The organism is Candidatus Tisiphia endosymbiont of Mystacides longicornis, assembly GCF_964031095.1.
In the GTDB taxonomy this organism is placed as follows: Bacteria; Pseudomonadota; Alphaproteobacteria; order Rickettsiales; family Rickettsiaceae; genus Tisiphia.
The window spans coordinates 705,671-726,479 of sequence record NZ_OZ035004.1 but is presented as its reverse complement, the minus strand read 5'-3'; the positions used below and the strand labels follow the sequence as shown (position 1 = coordinate 726,479).

General features: G+C 32.2%; 23 protein-coding genes. 11 read left to right on the top strand and 12 right to left on the bottom strand.

The features are described 5' to 3' along the window. Nucleotides 1-2: 2 nt before the first annotated feature. Both ACQH6S_RS03705 and ACQH6S_RS03700 read left to right on the top strand, forming a co-directional pair. Nucleotides 3-2,702, top strand: a complete 2,700-nt coding sequence (locus ACQH6S_RS03705; protein WP_425360743.1) for a glycosyltransferase — start codon at nt 3-5, stop codon at nt 2,700-2,702. Nucleotides 2,703-3,098: 396 nt separating this feature from the next. Continuing rightward, entirely contained in the window at nt 3,099-4,631 is a 1,533-nt protein-coding gene (locus ACQH6S_RS03700) for an N-acetylmuramoyl-L-alanine amidase (protein ID WP_425360744.1), read from the top strand. A 198-nt stretch (nt 4,632-4,829) separates the two neighbouring features. Here ACQH6S_RS03700 and ACQH6S_RS03695 read toward each other — a convergent pair whose 3' ends face one another. Next, complete coding sequence (locus ACQH6S_RS03695) at nt 4,830-5,204, bottom strand: helix-turn-helix domain-containing protein (RefSeq protein WP_094649399.1); 375 nt, start codon at nt 5,202-5,204, stop codon at nt 4,830-4,832. Nucleotides 5,205-5,652: 448 nt separating this feature from the next. Here ACQH6S_RS03695 and ACQH6S_RS03690 point away from each other — a divergent pair, with 448 nt between their 5' ends. The 3 genes from ACQH6S_RS03690 (at nt 5,653) to tnpB (ACQH6S_RS03680) (ending at nt 6,988) form a co-directional block, all read left to right on the top strand. Then, entirely contained in the window at nt 5,653-5,871 is a 219-nt protein-coding gene (locus ACQH6S_RS03690) for a hypothetical protein (RefSeq protein ID WP_341748519.1), read from the top strand. Between the two features lie 350 nt (nt 5,872-6,221). Then, nucleotides 6,222-6,647 (top strand): hypothetical protein, encoded by a 426-nt coding sequence (locus ACQH6S_RS03685; RefSeq protein WP_341758053.1) that lies wholly within the window; start codon nt 6,222-6,224, stop codon nt 6,645-6,647. After that, a complete protein-coding gene (gene tnpB / locus ACQH6S_RS03680) occupies nt 6,635-6,988 on the top strand; it encodes an IS66 family insertion sequence element accessory protein TnpB (protein WP_341752109.1) in 354 nt (117 codons plus the stop codon). The genes ACQH6S_RS03685 and tnpB (ACQH6S_RS03680) overlap by 13 nt, the downstream gene beginning before the upstream one ends. On the opposite strand, the gene ACQH6S_RS03675 is transcribed toward tnpB (ACQH6S_RS03680), so the two are convergent. Together ACQH6S_RS03675 and ACQH6S_RS03670 are read right to left on the bottom strand one after the other, a co-directional pair. Further along, nucleotides 6,985-8,094 (bottom strand): IS66 family transposase, encoded by a 1,110-nt coding sequence (locus ACQH6S_RS03675; protein WP_425364395.1) that lies wholly within the window; start codon nt 8,092-8,094, stop codon nt 6,985-6,987. The genes tnpB (ACQH6S_RS03680) and ACQH6S_RS03675 overlap by 4 nt on opposite strands. Before the next feature lie 302 nt (nt 8,095-8,396). Next, nucleotides 8,397-8,645, bottom strand: coding sequence for a hypothetical protein (locus ACQH6S_RS03670; RefSeq protein ID WP_341758049.1), 249 nt, complete (start codon nt 8,643-8,645; stop codon nt 8,397-8,399). Between the two features lie 315 nt (nt 8,646-8,960). Between ACQH6S_RS03670 and ACQH6S_RS03665 the strand changes: the two genes are divergently transcribed. Further along, nucleotides 8,961-9,176, top strand: coding sequence for a hypothetical protein (locus ACQH6S_RS03665; RefSeq protein ID WP_425360492.1), 216 nt, complete (start codon nt 8,961-8,963; stop codon nt 9,174-9,176). Continuing rightward, on the top strand, nt 9,173-9,625 hold the full coding sequence (locus tag ACQH6S_RS03660; RefSeq protein ID WP_425360493.1) for a recombinase family protein: 453 nt from the start codon (nt 9,173-9,175) through the stop codon (nt 9,623-9,625). Before ACQH6S_RS03665 ends, ACQH6S_RS03660 begins: the two co-directional genes overlap by 4 nt. Here the strand turns inward: ACQH6S_RS03660 and ACQH6S_RS03655 are convergent. Continuing rightward, the gene (locus ACQH6S_RS03655; protein ID WP_425360879.1) at nt 9,552-10,304 is read right to left on the bottom strand and encodes an IS5 family transposase; all 753 of its coding nucleotides are present in this window, start codon (nt 10,302-10,304) and stop codon (nt 9,552-9,554) included. The two genes, ACQH6S_RS03660 and ACQH6S_RS03655, sit on opposite strands and share 74 nt — an antisense overlap. A gap of 208 nt (nt 10,305-10,512) precedes the next feature. Between ACQH6S_RS03655 and ACQH6S_RS03650 the strand changes: the two genes are divergently transcribed. After that, a complete protein-coding gene (locus ACQH6S_RS03650; RefSeq protein ID WP_425360494.1) occupies nt 10,513-12,189 on the top strand; it encodes a recombinase family protein in 1,677 nt (558 codons plus the stop codon). Between the two features lie 25 nt (nt 12,190-12,214). On the opposite strand, the gene ACQH6S_RS03645 is transcribed toward ACQH6S_RS03650, so the two are convergent. The 5 genes from ACQH6S_RS03645 to petA all read right to left on the bottom strand — a co-directional run bounded on the left by ACQH6S_RS03645 (nt 12,215) and on the right by petA (nt 16,222). Next, nucleotides 12,215-12,994, bottom strand: coding sequence for a transposase (locus ACQH6S_RS03645; protein ID WP_425360495.1), 780 nt, complete (start codon nt 12,992-12,994; stop codon nt 12,215-12,217). A gap of 151 nt (nt 12,995-13,145) precedes the next feature. Further along, entirely contained in the window at nt 13,146-13,556 is a 411-nt protein-coding gene (locus ACQH6S_RS03640) for a DNA cytosine methyltransferase (RefSeq protein ID WP_425360496.1), read from the bottom strand. A gap of 150 nt (nt 13,557-13,706) precedes the next feature. Next, nucleotides 13,707-14,480 carry a cytochrome c1 gene (locus tag ACQH6S_RS03635; protein ID WP_425360497.1) on the bottom strand — a complete coding sequence of 258 codons (774 nt, stop codon included), beginning with the start codon at nt 14,478-14,480 and terminating at the stop codon, nt 13,707-13,709. Then, the gene (locus ACQH6S_RS03630) at nt 14,477-15,688 is read right to left on the bottom strand and encodes a cytochrome b (RefSeq protein ID WP_341759693.1); all 1,212 of its coding nucleotides are present in this window, start codon (nt 15,686-15,688) and stop codon (nt 14,477-14,479) included. Before ACQH6S_RS03630 ends, ACQH6S_RS03635 begins: the two co-directional genes overlap by 4 nt. 6 nt (nt 15,689-15,694) lie before the next feature. Continuing rightward, a complete protein-coding gene (gene petA, locus ACQH6S_RS03625; protein ID WP_094649207.1) occupies nt 15,695-16,222 on the bottom strand; it encodes a ubiquinol-cytochrome c reductase iron-sulfur subunit in 528 nt (175 codons plus the stop codon). A 411-nt stretch (nt 16,223-16,633) separates the two neighbouring features. On the opposite strand from petA, the gene ACQH6S_RS03620 reads away from it, so the two are divergent. Together ACQH6S_RS03620 and ACQH6S_RS03615 are read left to right on the top strand one after the other, a co-directional pair. Next, on the top strand, nt 16,634-16,882 hold the full coding sequence (locus ACQH6S_RS03620) for a hypothetical protein (protein WP_341758049.1): 249 nt from the start codon (nt 16,634-16,636) through the stop codon (nt 16,880-16,882). Between the two features lie 302 nt (nt 16,883-17,184). Then, nucleotides 17,185-18,294 carry an IS66 family transposase gene (locus tag ACQH6S_RS03615; protein ID WP_425364395.1) on the top strand — a complete coding sequence of 370 codons (1,110 nt, stop codon included), beginning with the start codon at nt 17,185-17,187 and terminating at the stop codon, nt 18,292-18,294. Here ACQH6S_RS03615 and tnpB (ACQH6S_RS03610) read toward each other — a convergent pair. Together tnpB (ACQH6S_RS03610) and ACQH6S_RS03605 are read right to left on the bottom strand one after the other, a co-directional pair. Next, complete coding sequence (gene tnpB / locus ACQH6S_RS03610; protein WP_341752109.1) at nt 18,291-18,644, bottom strand: IS66 family insertion sequence element accessory protein TnpB; 354 nt, start codon at nt 18,642-18,644, stop codon at nt 18,291-18,293. The two genes, ACQH6S_RS03615 and tnpB (ACQH6S_RS03610), sit on opposite strands and share 4 nt — an antisense overlap. After that, a complete protein-coding gene (locus tag ACQH6S_RS03605) occupies nt 18,632-19,057 on the bottom strand; it encodes a hypothetical protein (protein WP_341758053.1) in 426 nt (141 codons plus the stop codon). The genes tnpB (ACQH6S_RS03610) and ACQH6S_RS03605 overlap by 13 nt, the downstream gene beginning before the upstream one ends. A 64-nt stretch (nt 19,058-19,121) precedes the next feature. On the opposite strand from ACQH6S_RS03605, the gene ACQH6S_RS03600 reads away from it, so the two are divergent. Continuing rightward, the gene (locus ACQH6S_RS03600) at nt 19,122-19,763 is read left to right on the top strand and encodes a hypothetical protein (protein WP_425364688.1); all 642 of its coding nucleotides are present in this window, start codon (nt 19,122-19,124) and stop codon (nt 19,761-19,763) included. Between the two features lie 88 nt (nt 19,764-19,851). Here ACQH6S_RS03600 and ACQH6S_RS03595 read toward each other — a convergent pair whose 3' ends face one another. Then, the gene (locus tag ACQH6S_RS03595; RefSeq protein ID WP_094649209.1) at nt 19,852-20,793 is read right to left on the bottom strand and encodes a site-specific tyrosine recombinase XerD; all 942 of its coding nucleotides are present in this window, start codon (nt 20,791-20,793) and stop codon (nt 19,852-19,854) included. Nucleotides 20,794-20,809: the final 16 nt, after the last annotated feature.

Here is a 20,809-nt window from a genome sequence, read left to right as displayed (position 1 = left end):
GAATGACCCTCCCCATAGACCTAAAACAAAAAATTATTACGTTACCAACTAATAAACTTAATGGTTTATATGTAAAACATAATAAAGAAGATGATAATATCACAATCATTAACTCATCAAATGAACTAAGATCTATAACTATAGATAGGCAGTTTGTCCTATTTAAGGGGGAACAATTTATTAGTTTGCTTAATAAAGGAACTTTGGTTAAGGGTGAAATATCCTTTACAGTTGCTAGAAAATTGACGTTTTTAAATTCAGAATTAGAAGTCCCTTTATCTAATTTAGAATGTTTTAAAATTGTGCTTACCTTAAAAGCTAACACGGAAGTTAAAATAAAACAATTTACTTATTACATAACTAAAAAAAGTAAATTTGACAATCCTGTTTCTACAGCTGATACATTGATAATTTCTCCTGGATATCCTAGTTCTGCAAACCTGTATAATTTTGGTTTTGTTCATACTTCTATTAAAGCTTTTACCAATCATAATATTAAGCCAGAGGTTTTTTGTCATGATGATAATAATAGTTTTGTAAATGAATTTGATGGTGTAAAAGTTTATTATAATAGTTTAAGTTTTTTAAAAAATATAATAACTAATTCTAATTTTAAGAGAGTTATAATTCATTTTATTAATGAGAAATTACAAGATATTATTGATAGTGTAATTTTTTATCATGGTATAAAAATTTATTGTTACATTCATGGTGCGGAAGCACTTTACAGATATCAAGAATCATTTTGTGTGGCGTATGATGGGACATATAATCCCTATATTACGACTTGGCAAATGAGAATAAAAGATTTAATGTATAAAAAATATGCAAATAATAAAAATATAAAATGGATATTTGCAAGCAATTGGTTAAAGGCAGAATCTGAGAAATATATAAATACCAATTTCAATAATTTTGCCATAATTCCAAATGGTATAGATACTGATATATTTAAATATGTTAAAAAATCTTCAGATGATAGGTTAAACATATTTACTTTAAGAAAATTCGATAATTACAATAACTATGCTTTAGATCTAGTAATAGAGACCATCAATATTCTTCAGAATAAAGAATTTTTTAATCAACTAAACTTTTTTATTTATGGAGATGGTTTATTATTTAAAGATTTCTCAGAAAAAATACGATGGTCTAATGTGCATTTTATTCAAGGATTTCATACTCATGCTCAAATTAGCGAGCTTCATAAAAATTGTGGTATAATATTCCATCCAACAAGACTTGATAGTATGGGGGTTAGTTCTTTAGAAGGAGTAAGTTCTGGTTTAGCGTTAGTTAGTTCTAATGTTTGTGGCGTTCCAGAATTTATCAATCCTTCTTATGGTACTTTAAGTAATGATATAGAAAATCCGCAGTCTTATGCCAATATTATTGAGGATTTATTTTACAATCCAGATAGATTTTTAGAGTTAAGCGAGAAAATGTCTTATGATGTTTCTTCTAAATTTTCACGTAAAATGATTTTGGAAAAAGAATTACAATTATTTCAAAATGAACAAGAATTTTATATTAAACCTATAGAACATGAGCAAATAAAATTATTATGTATATGTGTTCCTGTTTACAATATTGAGCGTTATTTACCAAGATGCTTAAATTCTATTTTATCTTGTGAGAATAAGCATTTACTAGAAATATTAGTCATAAATGATGGCTCAACTGATAACACTCAATCAATTGCTGAAGAGTACCAAAATAAATTCCCAACTATTGTAACACTTATAAATCAAAGCAATAAGGGGCATGGTGGAGCAGTAAATACTGGTATTAAACATACTAAGTCAAAATATTTTAAAATAGTGGATGGAGATGATTGGGTAGATACTCAAGGGCTAGATAATTTCCTAAAATATTTAAATATGTTCGATGTTGATTTAATCTTACATGAATTATCGTATGACATGTTAGCTAATAGTACTATAAGAAGTGAGGATTGTTATACCCATCTTCCGTCTAAACAAATCTTAATTCTTGACCAAATAAAATTTGATTATTGGGGACCAATTTTATCAACTTCAACTTATAAAACTGATATTCTTAAGAAATCTAATATTATACTAACTGAAAAATGTTTTTATGTAGATATGGAATATAATGCGAAAGCTATACAATATGTTAAACAGGTTCTGTATTTAGATATACCACTTTATAAATATTATATAGGCAGACCTACCCAATCCATTGCGGCAACAGGATTTAAAATCCATGATCATGAAAAGATAATTCTCAATATTCTAAATTATTTGCAAACTAATGATGCCACCTTATACAATAAGCGATTAATAATGAATAAAATGTTATTTCATATGCTAAAAGGTCATAGAGATCGTATTTTGCAAGTCAGTCCTCTTAGCAAGGCTAATTTAGAATTTTTTAAAAAAGTTAAAGATATTAATAATATAATTAATTGGGATATTAATTCTCATGATATCAGTAGGGAATTAGATAATTACTTATCAAAAATGAGACTCGTTACAATAATAGATATTAAATTTGATAAATGTTTTAGTTATATCAAATTATTTATAAAAAACTTATTAATAACACCTTATACTCTAGGGTTTTTTACTTATAAAATACTAAACACTTATGATATCTATTATTTTAATAAGTATGCAAAAATATTAGCGAATATACTTATGCTACCAAAAAAAATAGCCAGTATAATATTAAAAAGATAATGAAGAAGGAATGAGTTGATCCTGATTAATTTCTTGAATTTACCATTGAATAATTTAGTATAAAAGATATATAGTCAATTAACTTGAATTGGCAACGTTATAAATCTGATTAGTATTTAGCCTTAACGTCATAGCTCAAAGCCACTTTAGTCACAACTGTTGAAAGTTAGAAGGTAAAGCGGGTTTTAGATAGGTTTTTTGTCATTGCGAGACCACGCAAGTAGGTCGTGGCAATCCATCTTTGGTTACTTTTATGGATTGCTTCGGAGGCGTACGCCTCCTCGCTAATAGACAGCACGATGGGTGCTTATTCGGCACCAATTCAGGTTAACTGACTATAGAACTGGTTAGCTACACTTAATTTTTTAACATAATTTATAGTGATTGGATATTTGTATGACCAATAAAGCTCTTGATCTCTTTTTAAGATACTATCTTTTTATAATAGTTGCATTATTAAATGCTGGCTGTTCTCATAAAAGAGTGGAGGCTTTATCTAAGCCGCATCCTGATATTGCAAGCTTTCAAAATGATTTTGCTCATTTACAAAGAGAACTTCCTGTATTGCAAAAGAAAAACTTACTTTTCCTAGCCCCTGTGCCAGTTGCAAATTATGGTGACAGAGAAGGTAAAAAAGTATCAATGGTTATAGTTCACCATACTGGTATATCAACATTAAAAGATACAAAAGAATTGCTAAACAAAATAGGTCTGTCTGCTCATTTTATTGTAGATAAGGATGGCAGTATTACGTTAACGGTTCCTTTAGAAAAGCGAGCATACCATGCTGGTATTAGTTATGCTAAAATTAAAATGGGTGAGCAATTTGAAGAATTAACTGCTTTAAATAATTATTCTATCGGCATAGAAATAGTGAATACTGGGCGTGAATTGTTTTCACAACAGCAAATGGAATCTGTAAAAGAATTACTCCTATATCTTATGAAACGTTTTAAAATAAGAAAAGATATGATATTTAGTCATTCTGAAATAGGAACAATATTGTACAGTAAAGCATTTGATAGTTATGTGCTACGTAAAGTTGATCCGCATAGATTATTTGATTGGGAGTTATTGGAAAGAAATAATATAGGTCTTCATATAAATAATAGAATAGAATCCAACGAGGCTAAACGTTTAATGAATAAAGTATTATATAAAATGGGAGATAAAAACACAGATATTCTAAAATTAAAAGAAAGACTGAATAGATTTTTTTATAAGATACGACCTTGGAATGATAAAGAAGGTAAGGTAGTTTTGCCTGATGATCGTATCAATTATTCAAATGAATTTGATGAGAGTTTTATGTGGGTAGTATATCAGTTTTCGATACATAATCTACCAATAGAAATTAGGAAGGATTTACCCTTAAAACTTGAGCAACAAGATGTATTTCCTAAGTTTTTAGATAAGTATCGAGATAGTATTTATAGTGAATTCAATAATTTACACTCCAAAATTCATATGCTTGTTAAACCACGTGATTTAAATGAAAAAGACTATAAATATTTATTAACTTCCCTTACAAATTATGAACAAGAAGTATCACGTAATACGTTTAATAGCTTAATATATAAAATGGAAATATATTATAATTCTGATTTAAGGTATGATATAATCTTGCCATATAAGACCTTTAAAAACAATTTATTAAATAAAATAGATGTTTTACAACAAGATATTTTATCTTTGAAATCTTTAGATAGTCATAAAATTACTGAGGTTTCAAATTTAATAGCTATGTTCAAAACAAATATTTCTTCTGAATTTCAAAATCTTGAAAGAGAGTATTCTCAACAATATATAAAAGTATGGAAGAAAGAATTCCTACCTCTTATGAAAAAACAAGTTAAATGGACTGCCTTACATGAGGAAATATTAAAATACTTAGAGAAATCTAAATCACAAATTAATGAGACAAACTAAATATAGTCAAATTTTTTAAATAATTTGCATATATCTATTAGCGTAATGAATTTTTGTGATAAAATGTATATATTTATTCACTACGAAATAAACAATCGGATTGTGAGTTATTAGCAGATTGGTTGCTCAACTCAACAAATCTACCATAACTCACAAATTGCGTAACATAAATAAAATTTTATATATGTTTTATCTCACCTAATCTTCTTTAATCAAAGAACGTATCAATGCATTAACAGCTTGTTGATGTGCAGGGTTACGAATCTTCATAAAGTTTCTTGATACTTCTATGCACATACGCTGATGTTGAGTATGTACAGGCTCGACATTATCCGCTCCTTCTAAACCATCATAAAAATAATCGATATTTTTTTCTAGTGCTTTAGCAATAAGAATCAGCCTACCCATTGGTATTCTATTAATGCCCTTTTCATATTTTTGTAACTGTTGATGTGTTACTACTATTACCTTTGCAAGTTGTTGACGTGACAACCCCTTAGCAAGCCTTAAAGAATAGATCTTTTCACCTATAAATTTGTCAGCTTTTTCTATAAAGTCATTCTTTCGTGCCATAGTTAACTCCTTTATGAATGAATTATTAAATTTTTGCAAATATACTTATTAATAAATGCAAAGATTACTGTCATATATTATATAACCTAGAAAGGCAACAATTAAATTAAAATAGGTTTATTTCTATGTAAACTAATCTACTATCAGTAAATATTGATATGTCGTTTGTTTACGCACAAGTAATACTTAATATTTTTTAACTTTTATATAATTATAATGATATTATAGATACTTGCCCGTCTTGTAAATCTATATTTTACAAAGTACAAGATGTCATTGCAAGGAGACCGTAAGGTCGACGAAGCAATCCAGGAAAATGATTAGAAATGGATTGCTTTGTCGACCTTACGGTCTCCTCGCAATCTGATATATCCCCACGAAATTGTTGCAAAATATCAAGAATTGATAGAATATCATCATTATTTAATGATGATGGAGATAGTAGGTTATGGATGTAAAAACAGTATTAAATGATTGGGTTATAGGTGTGGTAGGCTATAGCCAAGGTATGCAAAGAATTTTCCAACCTAACACAGTAAAAGATAAAAAAATTTATTCGTATTGTACTCTTGGGAAATTTATTATTGAATTTAATTATTTGCATGCCATAAAACCATTGGTAGAACCCCTTGCATCTATTATAAAGACGGAGCTTTGTCATGCTTAATTTCGTGGGGATATATTAGCTCGCAATGACGACTAAAGCTTACACATTCATCTCAATAACGCTAAGGCTAAATACTAATCGGATTTATAACGTTGCCAATTCAAGTTAATTCACTATAATTTTAAAAAGCTGGAAAAACTAACTAAAATCACTTAATCAAATAAATTTATAGTTTAGGAGGCTCAGGGTCAATAGATAAGTTTTGGTAACATAGATTTATTAACTGCTGCTCGGCTATTGGTAGTTCCAAGTATGCACAAATAGTTACAAAGTATACTTGCAGCAAAACTGCATAACTTTATCTAATTTTTTTGTTAGTATGAATTTTTTATACATTTGGGTTTCATACTATGCAAATACCATCGATTACTATTGAGCAAGTAGCTCAGCAATTTAAAGCTTGGCGTCAAACTAAAACTAATAAGTTTGATCCTATACCAAACCATCTAAAGGAATTAGTTCACCAATTACTCCATCATTATTCTTACCAAGAGATAGCTAAACATCTTAATATTAATAAAGCAACAATTAGTTCAACTAAAAAAGCCCATGAACCTACCATCAAAACTTCTTCTGTCTCAACTTCAAATCAATCCCTACAACAAAATATTAATTTTCTCCCATTTCAACTAGTAAATTCTATAGATACCGATCCTGTAGCTGCTCCCAAGCAAAATCACTATACTTGTCACATTATTAAACCAAATGGTACCAAGCTTATTATCCAAACACTAGAGCCAAAAACTATAATTCAGACATTTTTATGCTGCAACTAACCCCGGCGTCAGTTATTTTTGTTGCCACTATTGCCATCGATTTTCGCAAGGGTATCGATGGCTTAATCGCTGTTTGTAGACAAAAACTTTCTTCTGACCCTCTTAATGGTTCCTTGTTTTTATTCTATAATAAAAACAGAACTGCCATTAAAATTTTGTCCTTTGACGGTCAAGGCTTTTGGCTATGCTCTAAACGCCTATCCAAAGGTAAATTTACGGCAAAACTTTTCCCATCTGATAATTCATCTTACCAAATTTGTTATAGAACCTTACACATTCTTATTCATAATGGCGATCCTAGTTCTGCCAAATTCTCTAATGATTGGCTTCCTGTCGTTTAAGCTGCTGTCTCGATTAATTCCGTATTATTCATATATCTTGCATAGGCAAAAGGCGTATAATCCTCAGGATGCTTCTTTGCTTTGCTACTATGCTCTTGTAGCCAATTTAAATATTTAAAGGCATTGATCTCGTTCTCACTACAAGTCTTTACTATACTATACAGACCACTATGTATCTCAGCACTATTGATTGTTTTAAAGAATAATGAATTCTTCCTTTGTAAAATAATGGTACGCAGTGATCTCTCAGCCCAATTATTATCAAGATTGCTAACTGGGATTTTTAAAAATTGGGTCAAACCTTCTTTATTATTTATCCAATATTTCATAGCTTGTCCAAGCCTACTATTAGGCTCAACTTTCTTGTCGTTAAATAATTCGTCTATTTTGTTATATATGTTTTCTATATATTTACTGCTATGTTCCTGATGATACCCAAGTTTCTCTTCAGGACTCATCTCTTTACATTGATGTTCATTGTGGTAAATCCCACGTGTTTGTTTGAGAAAATATCCGCATTCTTCAGGGTAATATAGTTCATTTTCTGTAAATTTTCTCTGACCATGTGACAAACAATTGATCATCACTATTATTGCCAGTAATTCTTTATCTGCTTCTGATAATACCGGGTTATTATTGTTACTTGCGTCAGTCATTAATTGGATAGAATCTGTTCTATTCTTACGATTCTTTAGTACGTTACCTATATTTTCTCCACCATGCCTATTACCGGTAAAATATAAAACTATTACCTCATTATTTGCAGTCTTAGCACATATTGTAGTAGTATAACAGCTGCGTCCTTTCTTATTTTGAGTACGTAATTTTTTATTGGCTATAGTAATTTCTAAAATCCTAGCTCTAGTATCATCAAGGTTCAGTGAACTACATTCGGCAGCCATTTCCAATAATACCCCGTAAATTTCAGCTCCACCACCTTCTTGCCAAACATCTAAATATTGTTGCCAGAGCGAGCTGTATGCTATAGGAACCCCGCTTAAACTCTGTAGCCTAGATAAACGGTAGAAAGGAGTACCATAGGTCTTTTGTAACACTATTGCACTTCTGCTACTATTTGTCCATTTGTTGATATTTTTATTGTTCATAACTGTATAATCGCAAGCATTACAGCGTAACGTTTTCTTTACATATCTGTTGACTGTAATTGGAGCATTACCTGTAAATTGTAGCAATTTTCTAGCTTCACTATTATATAGTTTGCCATTATAGCAGTGAGGACAGCTATCACCACTACAAAAATTCTCAGGAGTTAAATAGCTGGTATTCGCATCCTTATAATCATCAAACCCATATTTACCTTGCCAATTACTACGATCTATCTTTTTGGGCTTATCGCACTCTCCTTCATTACCACCATTCCCGTTATCAGATTCACCTGGCGGTTCTTTTAATGAATCTGAACTATCTTTTTTTTGTGATCTGCCTTAAAACCAATCAGCATTTCCTTAAGCTTATTTATACTGATATTTGATGATGCTAGCTTGTCTATTAGCTCGTTACAAAATTTCACAAGCTCTACTATCGTTTGCTGTTCATCTCCCGTTAATGAACTTTCCTTGACATGCTGTATTAGTTCTTCTCGTTCTTCAGCACTTAAGGTCGCTACTTTTGGTTTTTTCATTTGATTAATTATCATTATTATTAATATTTCAAATATTATAATATGACTGCTACTTTTTCAACTAGTTTTTTTATTAATCTGTTTTTTATTAATCGGTGATATTTGCATAGTAGAAATCCAAATTTATACAATAAATTCATACTAGCAAAGAAATTAGATAGTGTTACGCAGTTTTGCTGCAAGTATACGATGCAATAGCACAAACTGTAACTAATTTCACGAATCTATCTGGGTTTGTTATATGACTTTTTTCAATATCAAAGCCACCGCTTTTGAGATGTTTAAACAACCGTTCTATCTTCCATTATTAAAACATCTATAAGTTTTAATTTGACAAATTTAGAACAATCCCCGACACTTAACAAATCAGTATTGCTAAACTTGGTTGATTGGGTAAGAAAATATCATGCAAGGCATTCCTATATTGGAACCAATGAAATGGGAGAGAATCCCCAAAGAGAATCGTCATCGCCTAATAACTCTATTAGCAACATTATCATTGAAAAAATTGCCAAAATCGATAATAAATATGGAGAAGGCAAATGATAGACAAGGAGAAACAATCAACTCAGAGAATATTATCAAGTGGCAAGATTCAAGCCTATCACCACGATCGTCTGGCGATAGTGTATATAAGGCAGTCAACGCTGCAACAAGTAGAACGGCATAGTGAATCTACTAAATTGCAGTATAATTTAGTAGAGAGAGCTTATGCTCTAGGCTGGAGTGCTGATAAAGTACTTATAATAGATGATGATTTGGGGCGGTCTGGTGCAACTGCTGAAGGTCGTCCTGGATTTCAGCGTTTAGTTGCTGAAGTTGGATTAGACCATGTTGGTATAGTACTAGGAATAGAAGTATCGAGGTTAGCACGATCATGCAAAGATTGGTACCAATTACTAGGTTCTGTTGACAAAATTTTTAACGTAACCATATTAAAGCTCCAACAAAATTTAGAAAGGCTAAAAAGGTGGCTGGGGCTTTATCAAACCTAGAAAATATACGCCTAAAATGTTTGATTTTACCAAAGAAACATTCAATTAAATGGCGTTCTTTATAAATATGTTTATCATATTCACGTTGTACTTTACGATTAGATTTTGGTGGGATAACAACCTCGCACCCCTTATTTTCTAAGCTTTCTACAAACGCACTACTATCATATCCTTTATCACCTATCACCGTCGTATTCTGAACATCTTTAGTAAGATTTTCAGCCTGAGTGATATCATTTCTTTGCCCAGCAGTTAGTATAAACTTCAGTGGGTTACCCAATGCATCAACGAGGGCATGAATTTTAGTACTAAAACCACCTTTGCTTCTACCTAAAGCTGCTTCCTCTTGATTACCTTTAATATATCCAGATGAGCAAGCATGTGCTCTTACAATAGTTGCATCAATCATCATTGATTCCATATCTACATCTACTTTAACATGATCCATTAAAGCTTCCCATATACCTTTGTCAACCCATCTCTTAAATCTGCGATAAACACTGTACCAACAACCATAATAATCAGGCAGAAGACGCCATTGACAACCTGTTCTAGCAATAAACCATATTGCTTCAATAAACTGTCTTATTTTTTCCTCATTCTTGTTGTGTATAGCTTTTTTTTTCTTAAAAAATGATAAAATTGCTTCCCATGCTTGGTCTTCTATGTAATACTTCATATCGGTAGTTTCTTGGTTTCGATAACTAGAAACTACCATTTCTTCTTACTATTGCAACTTCTTTATTCTACTCTGATAACTTAACATAAAATTTTGTCAACAGAACCTAGAAGTATGTGCACTTTTTAGAACCATTATTGCTGATACTGATGGTATTTATGATCCGGTATCCTATAATGATCGACTATTATTAGGTCTTAAAGGTACAATGTCTGAAGCAGAGTTACATATAATTAAGCAACGCATGCTACAAGGGAAGAAAGCAAAAGCACGTCGAGGTGAGTTAGGCATGCAAGTTGCTATGGGATATGTTAGACGACCATCTGGCGAAATTGTTAAAGATCCAGATGAGCAAGCACAGGCAACTATTCAGATGGTATTTGAGTTATTTGAAAAATTTTCTACAATTAATGCAGTATTAAAATACTTAGTCAGTCATAAAATAAAAATGCCTTATAGAGAGCGTAGCGGTTTGCAAAAAGGTGAACTAACCTGGCATCGTCCTAATAGGAATACTTTAGGAAATCTATTACATAATCCCATATATGCAGGTGCTTATGTATATGGACGCAGACCAACAGAGGCACATAGAAAAAAACCTGGCAGACGATCTACGGGGCGTATTGTTGCTAAAATGTCAGATTGGCAAGTATTGTTAAAAGACAAAGTTCCTGCTTATATTAGTTGGCAACAATATGAACGTAATGGCAGACAATTATTATCTAACTCCATACAAGGAATTGGTGTAGCAAGGCATGGTAATGCACTATTAGCCGGACTTGTTGTTTGTGGTCGCTGTGGTTTACGAATGGCAACTTGCTATACAAATAATGGTAATAAATTGCGTTATAGTTGTAGCAGAATGTCTGTAGATTATGGTGAAGATGTTTGCCAATCATTGGTTGGCAATGTTTTGGATGAACTAATTGCTAAGCAGGCATTAGAAGTGTTAAAGCCAGAAGCTTTGGAAGTTAGTTTACGAGTGGCAACAGACCTTGAAACCGAACATAATAATTTACAAAAATATTGGCAAAAACAATTAGAGAGAGGACGATATGAAGTTGAGAGGGCATATCGGCAATATAATTCTTCAGAACCTGAGAATCGTCTTGTCACAAGAACTCTTGAGAAAAAGTGGGAAGAATCATTATCTGCAGAAGAAAAGTTAAAACAGGAATATGCCAAATTCTTAGCTGAACAATCAAAAATTCTGTCTGATGTTGAGCGTCAAACTATATATAAATTAGCTTCTGATATTCCTGCTTTATGGTCATCGTCAACTACTACGGTAGAAGAACGCAAAGAAATTTTACGTTTACTAATAGAATGTGTTGTTGTAAAAATAGAAGGTGTAACAGAGAAAGTCTTGGTAGAAATACATTGGGCTGGTGGATATAAAACTAATACTAATCTTGTTCGTCCTGTGGCAAAATTGGAGCAACTTAGTTATTATGGTAAACTGCTTGAACTAGTAGCCAGTCTCAAAAGCCAAGATATGACATTACAGCAAATTGCTGATATTTTAAATCAACAAGAAGGGTGGCGTCCAGCAAAGCTGTTAAATATTTTTAATGAGAACACGGTTAGTAGCCTACTTATACGTAGTGGTGTAACAGCTACTAACAAAAGAACATTATCAGGAGAAATTAATCGTAGGCAAAATGAATTTACTTTTCGTGAATTATCGCAAAAAATCAATATACCAGAACCAACTTTATATAGATGGATGCAAAGAGAGCAATTAAAAGTCAGGAAAGTTTACAACTCATCACAACGTTGGATTTGGCTAATTACAGCCGATGAGCAAGAGATTAAAAGGTTGATCTCATTAAGAGAACAACCGAAACAGTGGATTTACCATTCCAGGGTAAAAAAGGTAGAATAATAAACAAATAACTATTACAGAGGCATTATGACTGGCAAACTTCAATTGACCAGCGAAATTTATATAAAGCAAAAATTTTTACATCAATATCACCACTAGCTGCAACAACCATTAGTTCGCTTTTATCATTTCTATATGCAGATAATGTAACTACATGTCCCCATAACATGCCTTTAATTTCAAGGTATTCAAGGGGTTTTACATTATTAAAACTTTTTCCCACTGGTTTAATTTGCAAAGCATTGATAATTCGAATCAGCATATCTTTTCTAAGAGGAATCGCAAATTTAATTTGTTTGCTAGTTAGAAAATTAAGCCATTCTTTACTCATAAATTCGCGATCAGCCAATAAATATTTAATTTTATGAACTCCAAAATTATTGATAAATCGCTCTAAAATTTCCTCCATCAACCAGCTAGAACAAGCACCCCCGTGATCTAATGGATACCAATAAATAGGCACAGAAATTTTTCCGAAAACTATAACCAAAAATAATATATTAATATCACTTGTGCCAAATTTCCAGCAAGTTCTATCCAGAGCAATAATGTATTTGTCATTAGCAAAAATATTCAAAATAAACTTAGCAATTTGGTCATAATTAAATATTTGATCCCTAAACAGCCTATATATTCTTTGAATTCTAGAGCTATGTTTAGCTTCACTCTTAATTCCAAGTGCCATGTTTTTACCGCTAACGGAGCAATTCTCAATTAGACTCATAATCATTCCAGAAAGACATTCTAGCCTTGATTTTTTCCAAGAAAAGTTTAGTATCAGTGACTGAAGTAGTATATTGTGCATAGTCAGAAAATACACTCTTATACTACTTCAACCTTCCATATACAATACCTTTGCAGAGTATTTATTACAAAAATTGTAGGGTACTATGGCTCACGCCTCCTCGCAATGACGTTTTTATGTTGCTTAATACTTATAGAATAAAAATTGTAGGCTACTTATATCCTATTTCATCAAGTTTTATATCTATCGTTTTAATAACATTACCATTATCAATATTCATAATATTTTTAACATTCTCAAGCAATAATATTAATGGTTTATGATATTGTTCAATTCTAATTATTTCATAAAATAATTTACCATTTATATCATGTAGACCATTTTGTTTACCCGAGATACTAAAAGGTTGACAAGGAAAACCGGCACATAAAATATCATGTTTTGGTATTTTTTGCTCAGAAATCTCAGAAATATCACCCATGGGCTTTTCTCCAAAATTCCTTTTATAAGTTTCTTGCACATCTTTATCAATATCTGATGAAAAAACACACTCCATCCCTTTTTCTTCAAGAGCTATACGAAAACCACCAATATCACAAAATAAATCTATAAATTTGTACATATAGGAGACACATTAATTATATATTGGCATAGGATAAACATTATACAATGATAAAAAAATATTACTCCAAATTGATATCTATAAGTTGTAATTAGAACAATATTACTGTCATTTACATTTTGAATTTATAATTGCTGGTTTGTAATTAAGTTACTTGACATTTTGCCAAATTCTATTTTTAGAAATATAAAAGAAAATTGTAAAAATTACTAAAAATATCATTACCTTCAAACCCATAGATTTACGGTTTTCCATTTCAGGTTCAGCAGCCCATTGTAAAAATACGGTAACATCCATAGCCATTTGTTCTACCGATGAATTTGTTCCGTCTATATATTGTACTTGTCCATCTGTTAGTGGAGCTGGCATGGCAATTTGACTATGCGGAAAGTATGGATTGTAACTTAATCCTGGCATTAATTTAAAATTCTCAGGAGGATTAGTATAACCAGTAAGTATAGAATATACATAATTTGCCCCATCAGGTCTTGCTTTAATGATCAATGATAAATCAGGTGGGTCTGCCCCGTTATTGGCTGCTCTTGCTGCTTGTTCGTTAGGATAGGGGCGAACAAATGGATCAGATGGTAGAGCTGGTCTTTCAAACATTTCTCCTGCATCATTGGGGCCATCTTGCACCGTATAATTTTTGGCTATTTCTTTAATTTCTTCATCTGAAAATCCTATATCTTTAAGATTACGATAATATAAATTATAAAGACCATGACACACACTACATACTTCTTTATAGACTTGAAAGCCACGTTGGGCAGCTTTTCTATCAACGCTAGCAAAAATTCCGTCAAATGACCAAGCAATCTTTTTTGTAGGTAATGCTTCGTTGGCAGTGATAGTATTGGATACTAACAAAATTAACAAACACAGGTAAAATTTGATATAAGAGGTAATTTTATTATCTTTCATATAGAATCCGGTAATGGCAAAGTTTTCTCATACTTGCTAATTAGTGGTACTGCAACGAAAAAATGAAAGAAATAGTAAGTAGCAGCAAATCTACTTAAGGTAATATAAGGGTCTTCGGCTGGTTTTCCTCCAAGATATCCAAGTACCAAACAATCAGCTATGAACAGCCAAAAAGCTATACGGAACATTGGTCGATAATTGGCACTTCTAACTTTTGAGCTATCAAGCCAAGGTAAAATAAATAATAACAAAATACTAGAAAACATTAATATTACCCCACCTAGCTTTGACGGTACTGCCCGTAAAATAGCATAAAATGGCAAAAAATACCATTCTGGAACTATATGAGTTGGCGTAACCAAAGGATTAGCTGGTACGTAATTGTCAGGATGTCCTAAATAATTTGGTTTGAAAAAGACAAAAAAAGCAAATATTAGAAAATAAACACCAAATCCAACAAAATCTTTTACAGTATAATATGGATGGAAAGGAATAGTATCTTTAGGGGATTTAACATCGATACCCTTGGGGTTATTTGAACCATGAACATGTAGGGCTACTAAATGAAGTAAGACTAAAGCTACTATAATAAAAGGCAATAAATAATGTAAAGCAAAGAATCTGTTAAGTGTAGGGTTATCAACTGAAAAACCTCCCCAAAGCCAGGTAACTATCGATTTGCCAATGACAGGTATAGCTGAAAATAAATTGGTGATTACAGTTGCTCCCCAGTAGCTCATTTGTCCCCAAGGCAGCACATATCCCATAAAGGCAGTAGCCATCATGATAAGAAAAATTATTATGCCTATATGCCATAATAACTCTCTAGGTTTTTTGTACGAGCCATAATATAACCCTCTACAGATATGTAAATAAACGACAACAAAAAACATTGATGCCCCAACTGAGTGTATATAACGTATTAGCCAGCCATAATTGACGTTACGCATAATTTTTTCAACACTCTCGAAGGCGTAATCGACGTGAGGGGTATAATGCATAGCCAAAATAATGCCAGTGATTATCTGAATTACTAAGGCAATACCAGCTATTGACCCTAAGTTCCATAGGTAACTCAAATTTTTGGGTGTTCGGTATTCGCCTAGATGTTTAAAGAACGAGAAAATAGGGAGTCGGTAGTCGATCCATTCTATGATCGGATTGGATTTGTTTGGATTGGATTCTTCAGGATAATTACTTTCATTCATAAATAATTATCCGATTTTAATTTTTGTATCGGAAATAAATTCATATGGTGGAACAGCCAAATTTAAAGGAGCTGGTCCTTTGCGTACTCGACCAGATGAATCATACTGAGAGCCATGGCATGGGCAAAACCAACCGTCATAATCGCCTTGGTTTGCAAGTGGTACGCAACCCAAATGGGTGCAAATGCCTATAGTCACCAACCATTTATCATGCCCAGATTTAACTCTATCTTGGTCAAGCTCAGGATCCATTAGCTCGGCGAGATTTACATTTCTTGCTTCAGCGATTTTTTCTGGAGTTCTATTAGTAATAAAAACCGGCTTGCCTTGCCATTTAACAGTAACAGTTTGCCCTGGTTGGATATGAGATAAATCCACTTCTATTGAAGATAGGGCAAGAACATCTGCTGAAGGGTTAAATGAACTAACAAGAGGATAGGTAGCACATGCTGCTCCAACCACAACCATACTGCTAGCAGTTAAGGTTATAAAATCTCTACGAGTTGCCTTATCATAACAATTAGTATTTGACATAAACTGATCAGTATAATTTATAGATATCTACGTAATATGTTACTATAAAAGTAATAAAATATCAAGCATCTCTTCAGCAATTTAATATAAGAATACTTGACACTCCCAAAAAAACAAATATAGTACCGTTTGTTACGATTAGCTAATTTTTGTTAACTAATTACTAAAATCTCAACAAATAATTAAAGGAATTATTTATGCTCTTCCTAAGATCACTGGTATTACCTTAAGATTTAGTGTATACTTGCAGCAAAACTGCGTAACACTATCTAATTTCTTTGCTAGTATGAATTTATTGTATAAATTTGGATTTCTACTATGCAAATATCACCGATTAATAAAAAACAGATTAATAAAAAAACTAGTTGAAAAAGTAGCAGTCATATTATAATATTTGAAATATTAATAATAATGATAATTAATCAAATGAAAAAACCAAAAGTAGCGACCTTAAGTGCTGAAGAACGAGAAGAACTAATACAGCATGTCAAGGAAAGTTCATTAACGGGAGATGAACAGCAAACGATAGTAGAGCTTGTGAAATTTTGTAACGAGCTAATAGACAAGCTAGCATCATCAAATATCAGTATAAATAAGCTTAAGGAAATGCTGATTGGTTTTAAGGCAGATCACAAAAAAAAGATAGTTCAGATTCATTAAAAGAACCGCCAGGTGAATCTGATAACGGGAATGGTGGTAATGAAGGAGAGTGCGATAAGCCCAAAAAGATAGATCGTAGTAATTGGCAAGGTAAATATGGGTTTGATGATTATAAGGATGCGAATACCAGCTATTTAACTCCTGAGAATTTTTGTAGTGGTGATAGCTGTCCTCACTGCTATAATGGCAAACTATATAATAGTGAAGCTAGAAAATTGCTACAATTTACAGGTAATGCTCCAATTACAGTCAACAGATATGTAAAGAAAACGTTACGCTGTAATGCTTGCGATTATACAGTTATGAACAATAAAAATATCAACAAATGGACAAATAGTAGCAGAAGTGCAATAGTGTTACAAAAGACCTATGGTACTCCTTTCTACCGTTTATCTAGGCTACAGAGTTTAAGCGGGGTTCCTATAGCATACAGCTCGCTCTGGCAACAATATTTAGATGTTTGGCAAGAAGGTGGTGGAGCTGAAATTTACGGGGTATTATTGGAAATGGCTGCCGAATGTAGTTCACTGAACCTTGATGATACTAGAGCTAGGATTTTAGAAATTACTATAGCCAATAAAAAATTACGTACTCAAAATAAGAAAGGACGCAGCTGTTATACTACTACAATATGTGCTAAGACTGCAAATAATGAGGTAATAGTTTTATATTTTACCGGTAATAGGCATGGTGGAGAAAATATAGGTAACGTACTAAAGAATCGTAAGAATAGAACAGATTCTATCCAATTAATGACTGACGCAAGTAACAATAATAACCCGGTATTATCAGAAGCAGATAAAGAATTACTGGCAATAATAGTGATGATCAATTGTTTGTCACATGGTCAGAGAAAATTTACAGAAAATGAACTATATTACCCTGAAGAATGCGGATATTTTCTCAAACAAACACGTGGGATTTACCACAATGAACATCAATGTAAAGAGATGAGTCCTGAAGAGAAACTTGGGTATCATCAGGAACATAGCAGTAAATATATAGAAAACATATATAACAAAATAGACGAATTATTTAACGACAAGAAAGTTGAGCCTAATAGTAGGCTTGGACAAGCTATGAAATATTGGATAAATAATAAAGAAGGTTTGACCCAATTTTTAAAAATCCCAGTTAGCAATCTTGATAATAATTGGGCTGAGAGATCACTGCGTACCATTATTTTACAAAGGAAGAATTCATTATTCTTTAAAACAATCAATAGTGCTGAGATACATAGTGGTCTGTATAGTATAGTAAAGACTTGTAGTGAGAACGAGATCAATGCCTTTAAATATTTAAATTGGCTACAAGAGCATAGTAGCAAAGCAAAGAAGCATCCTGAGGATTATACGCCTTTTGCCTATGCAAGATATATGAATAATACGGAATTAATCGAGACAGCAGCTTAAACGACAGGAAGCCAATCATTAGAGAATTTGGCAGAACTAGGATCGCCATTATGAATAAGAATGTGTAAGGTTCTATAACAAATTTGGTAAGATGAATTATCAGATGGGAAAAGTTTTGCCGTAAATTTACCTTTGGATAGGCGTTTAGAGCATAGCCAAAAGCCTTGACCGTCAAAGGACAAAATTTTAATGGCAGTTCTGTTTTTATTATAGAATAAAAACAAGGAACCATTAAGAGGGTCAGAAGAAAGTTTTTGTCTACAAACAGCGATTAAGCCATCGATACCCTTGCGAAAATCGATGGCAATAGTGGCAACAAAAATAACTGACGCCGGGGTTAGTTGCAGCATAAAAATGTCTGAATTATAGTTTTTGGCTCTAGTGTTTGGATAATAAGCTTGGTACCATTTGGTTTAATAATGTGACAAGTATAGTGATTTTGCTTGGGAGCAGCTACAGGATCGGTATCTATAGAATTTACTAGTTGAAATGGGAGAAAATTAATATTTTGTTGTAGGGATTGATTTGAAGTTGAGACAGAAGAAGTTTTGATGGTAGGTTCATGGGCTTTTTTAGTTGAACTAATTGTTGCTTTATTAATATTAAGATGTTTAGCTATCTCTTGGTAAGAATAATGATGGAGTAATTGGTGAACTAATTCCTTTAGATGGTTTGGTATAGGATCAAACTTATTAGTTTTAGTTTGACGCCAAGCTTTAAATTGCTGAGCTACTTGCTCAATAGTAATCGATGGTATTTGCATAGTATGAAACCCAAATGTATAAAAAATTCATACTAACAAAAAAATTAGATAAAGTTATGCAGTTTTGCTGCAAGTATACGATTTAGTACAAGTTTTAGAGTTTCCACAAAATTATTCTTTCTTAGAAGTTCATGCCGCACTTTCTGACCCGAGGAATATATTAAAAAATGATTATTTAAATAAAGCCACAAATCCTGATGTACCTGCAACGTATAATGATAAAGTAAAATTCCTACTAGGTGCATTGCATATGAAAGGACTAGGAGCAAAAGGAGATGAGTTACACCATATCTCAAATATTACTAAAATTTTAGCAAATGGGTTTAATCCAGAAGACTTACCAGAGTTATATATGGACGTAATCCAAAAAGCAAATGACGAGGAAAGAGAGTTGATTTTTAAGCAATGTAAAGATACTACTCATGCTGCTTCAATTTTTGTGCTACTCTATCCAGAGTTTAACACCCCTGAAATAGTAACGCTCTATCCAGATGTTAATGACGCCCCTGAAAATGCCTGTTCAGCCATTGCTGGTGCTGATACCCCACCAATAAGTGCAGAAGATAAATTAAATGAAGATGAAAAATGGCAAATTTGGAATAGTTTTGTAGATAATGAGAACGATAAGGAAGAACTTTTTCAACAGCCCTTCCCGGAAGATGTAAAACCTTCTGGCGATGTATCAAATGCATCTGCATGTATATGATTATTAACCTTATAGCTAAACCTGTATACTGCCTCCTAGACAAATGGGAGCAGTATACTTAGTTATAAAAATTTTGGAAATATATAAGTCATTTGATTATAGCTGATTTTAGCGGATGGCGATCTAAGGCAAGTTTTAAATGCTTTGTTTGGATATGGGTATATATTTGGGTAGTGCTAATATCAGCATGTCCAAGCAGTTCTTGAATCACCCTAAGATCCGCACCACCTTCTAGCAAATGGCTAGCAAAACTGTGACGTAAAGTGTGAGGTGAGATATTATCTGGATTTAACCCAGCCTTAATAGCTGCTTGTTTTAACAGAATTGCAAAATTCTGTCTAGTCATATGACCACTAGCGGCAGAAGAGCAAAATAAGTAAATTTGACTTTTTAAATGTTTTTTGCTGATAAAGTTACTGCGAATAGTTAAATAATCTAGCAAACTGAGGGCAGCCTGTTCATTAATGATCACCATTCTTTCTTTATTGCCCTTACCAGTTATAGAAAATATCTTTTTAATATTTTGCGACATTTTATCTTGCAACATTTGATTTGCTAAAATATCAGTTAGCTTGATACTGACAAGCTCAGAAACGCGTAATCCACTTGCATACAATAAATGAATCATTGCTTTTAGGCGTATGGAATCAGTATCTTTATCTTGTTCGCAATATAAAAGTAAAGTTTTGATTTGATCAATCGATAATGTAGCAGGAAGTTTAGTTTGGTATTTTGGTAAATCTACCATCAAAGTAGGGTTATAATTGGTATGTTTTTCACTAATTAAAAATTCATAATAGTTTTTTATAGTTGATATCTTCCGATTGATCGATCTTGCTTGCAAGCCATTTTCTGCTAAATATTCTACCCAATCTCTAATATTTTCAGCTTTAATATTTAGTTCTGATAATTTATTTTGTAATAAAAATTTTTGAAAATCTAACAGATCACATTGGTAGCTAAGCTTCGAATTATTAGCTACTCCACGCTCAGCTATCATCATTTCTAGGAATTGCTCAATAAACCCCATCATATTAGTATATTTT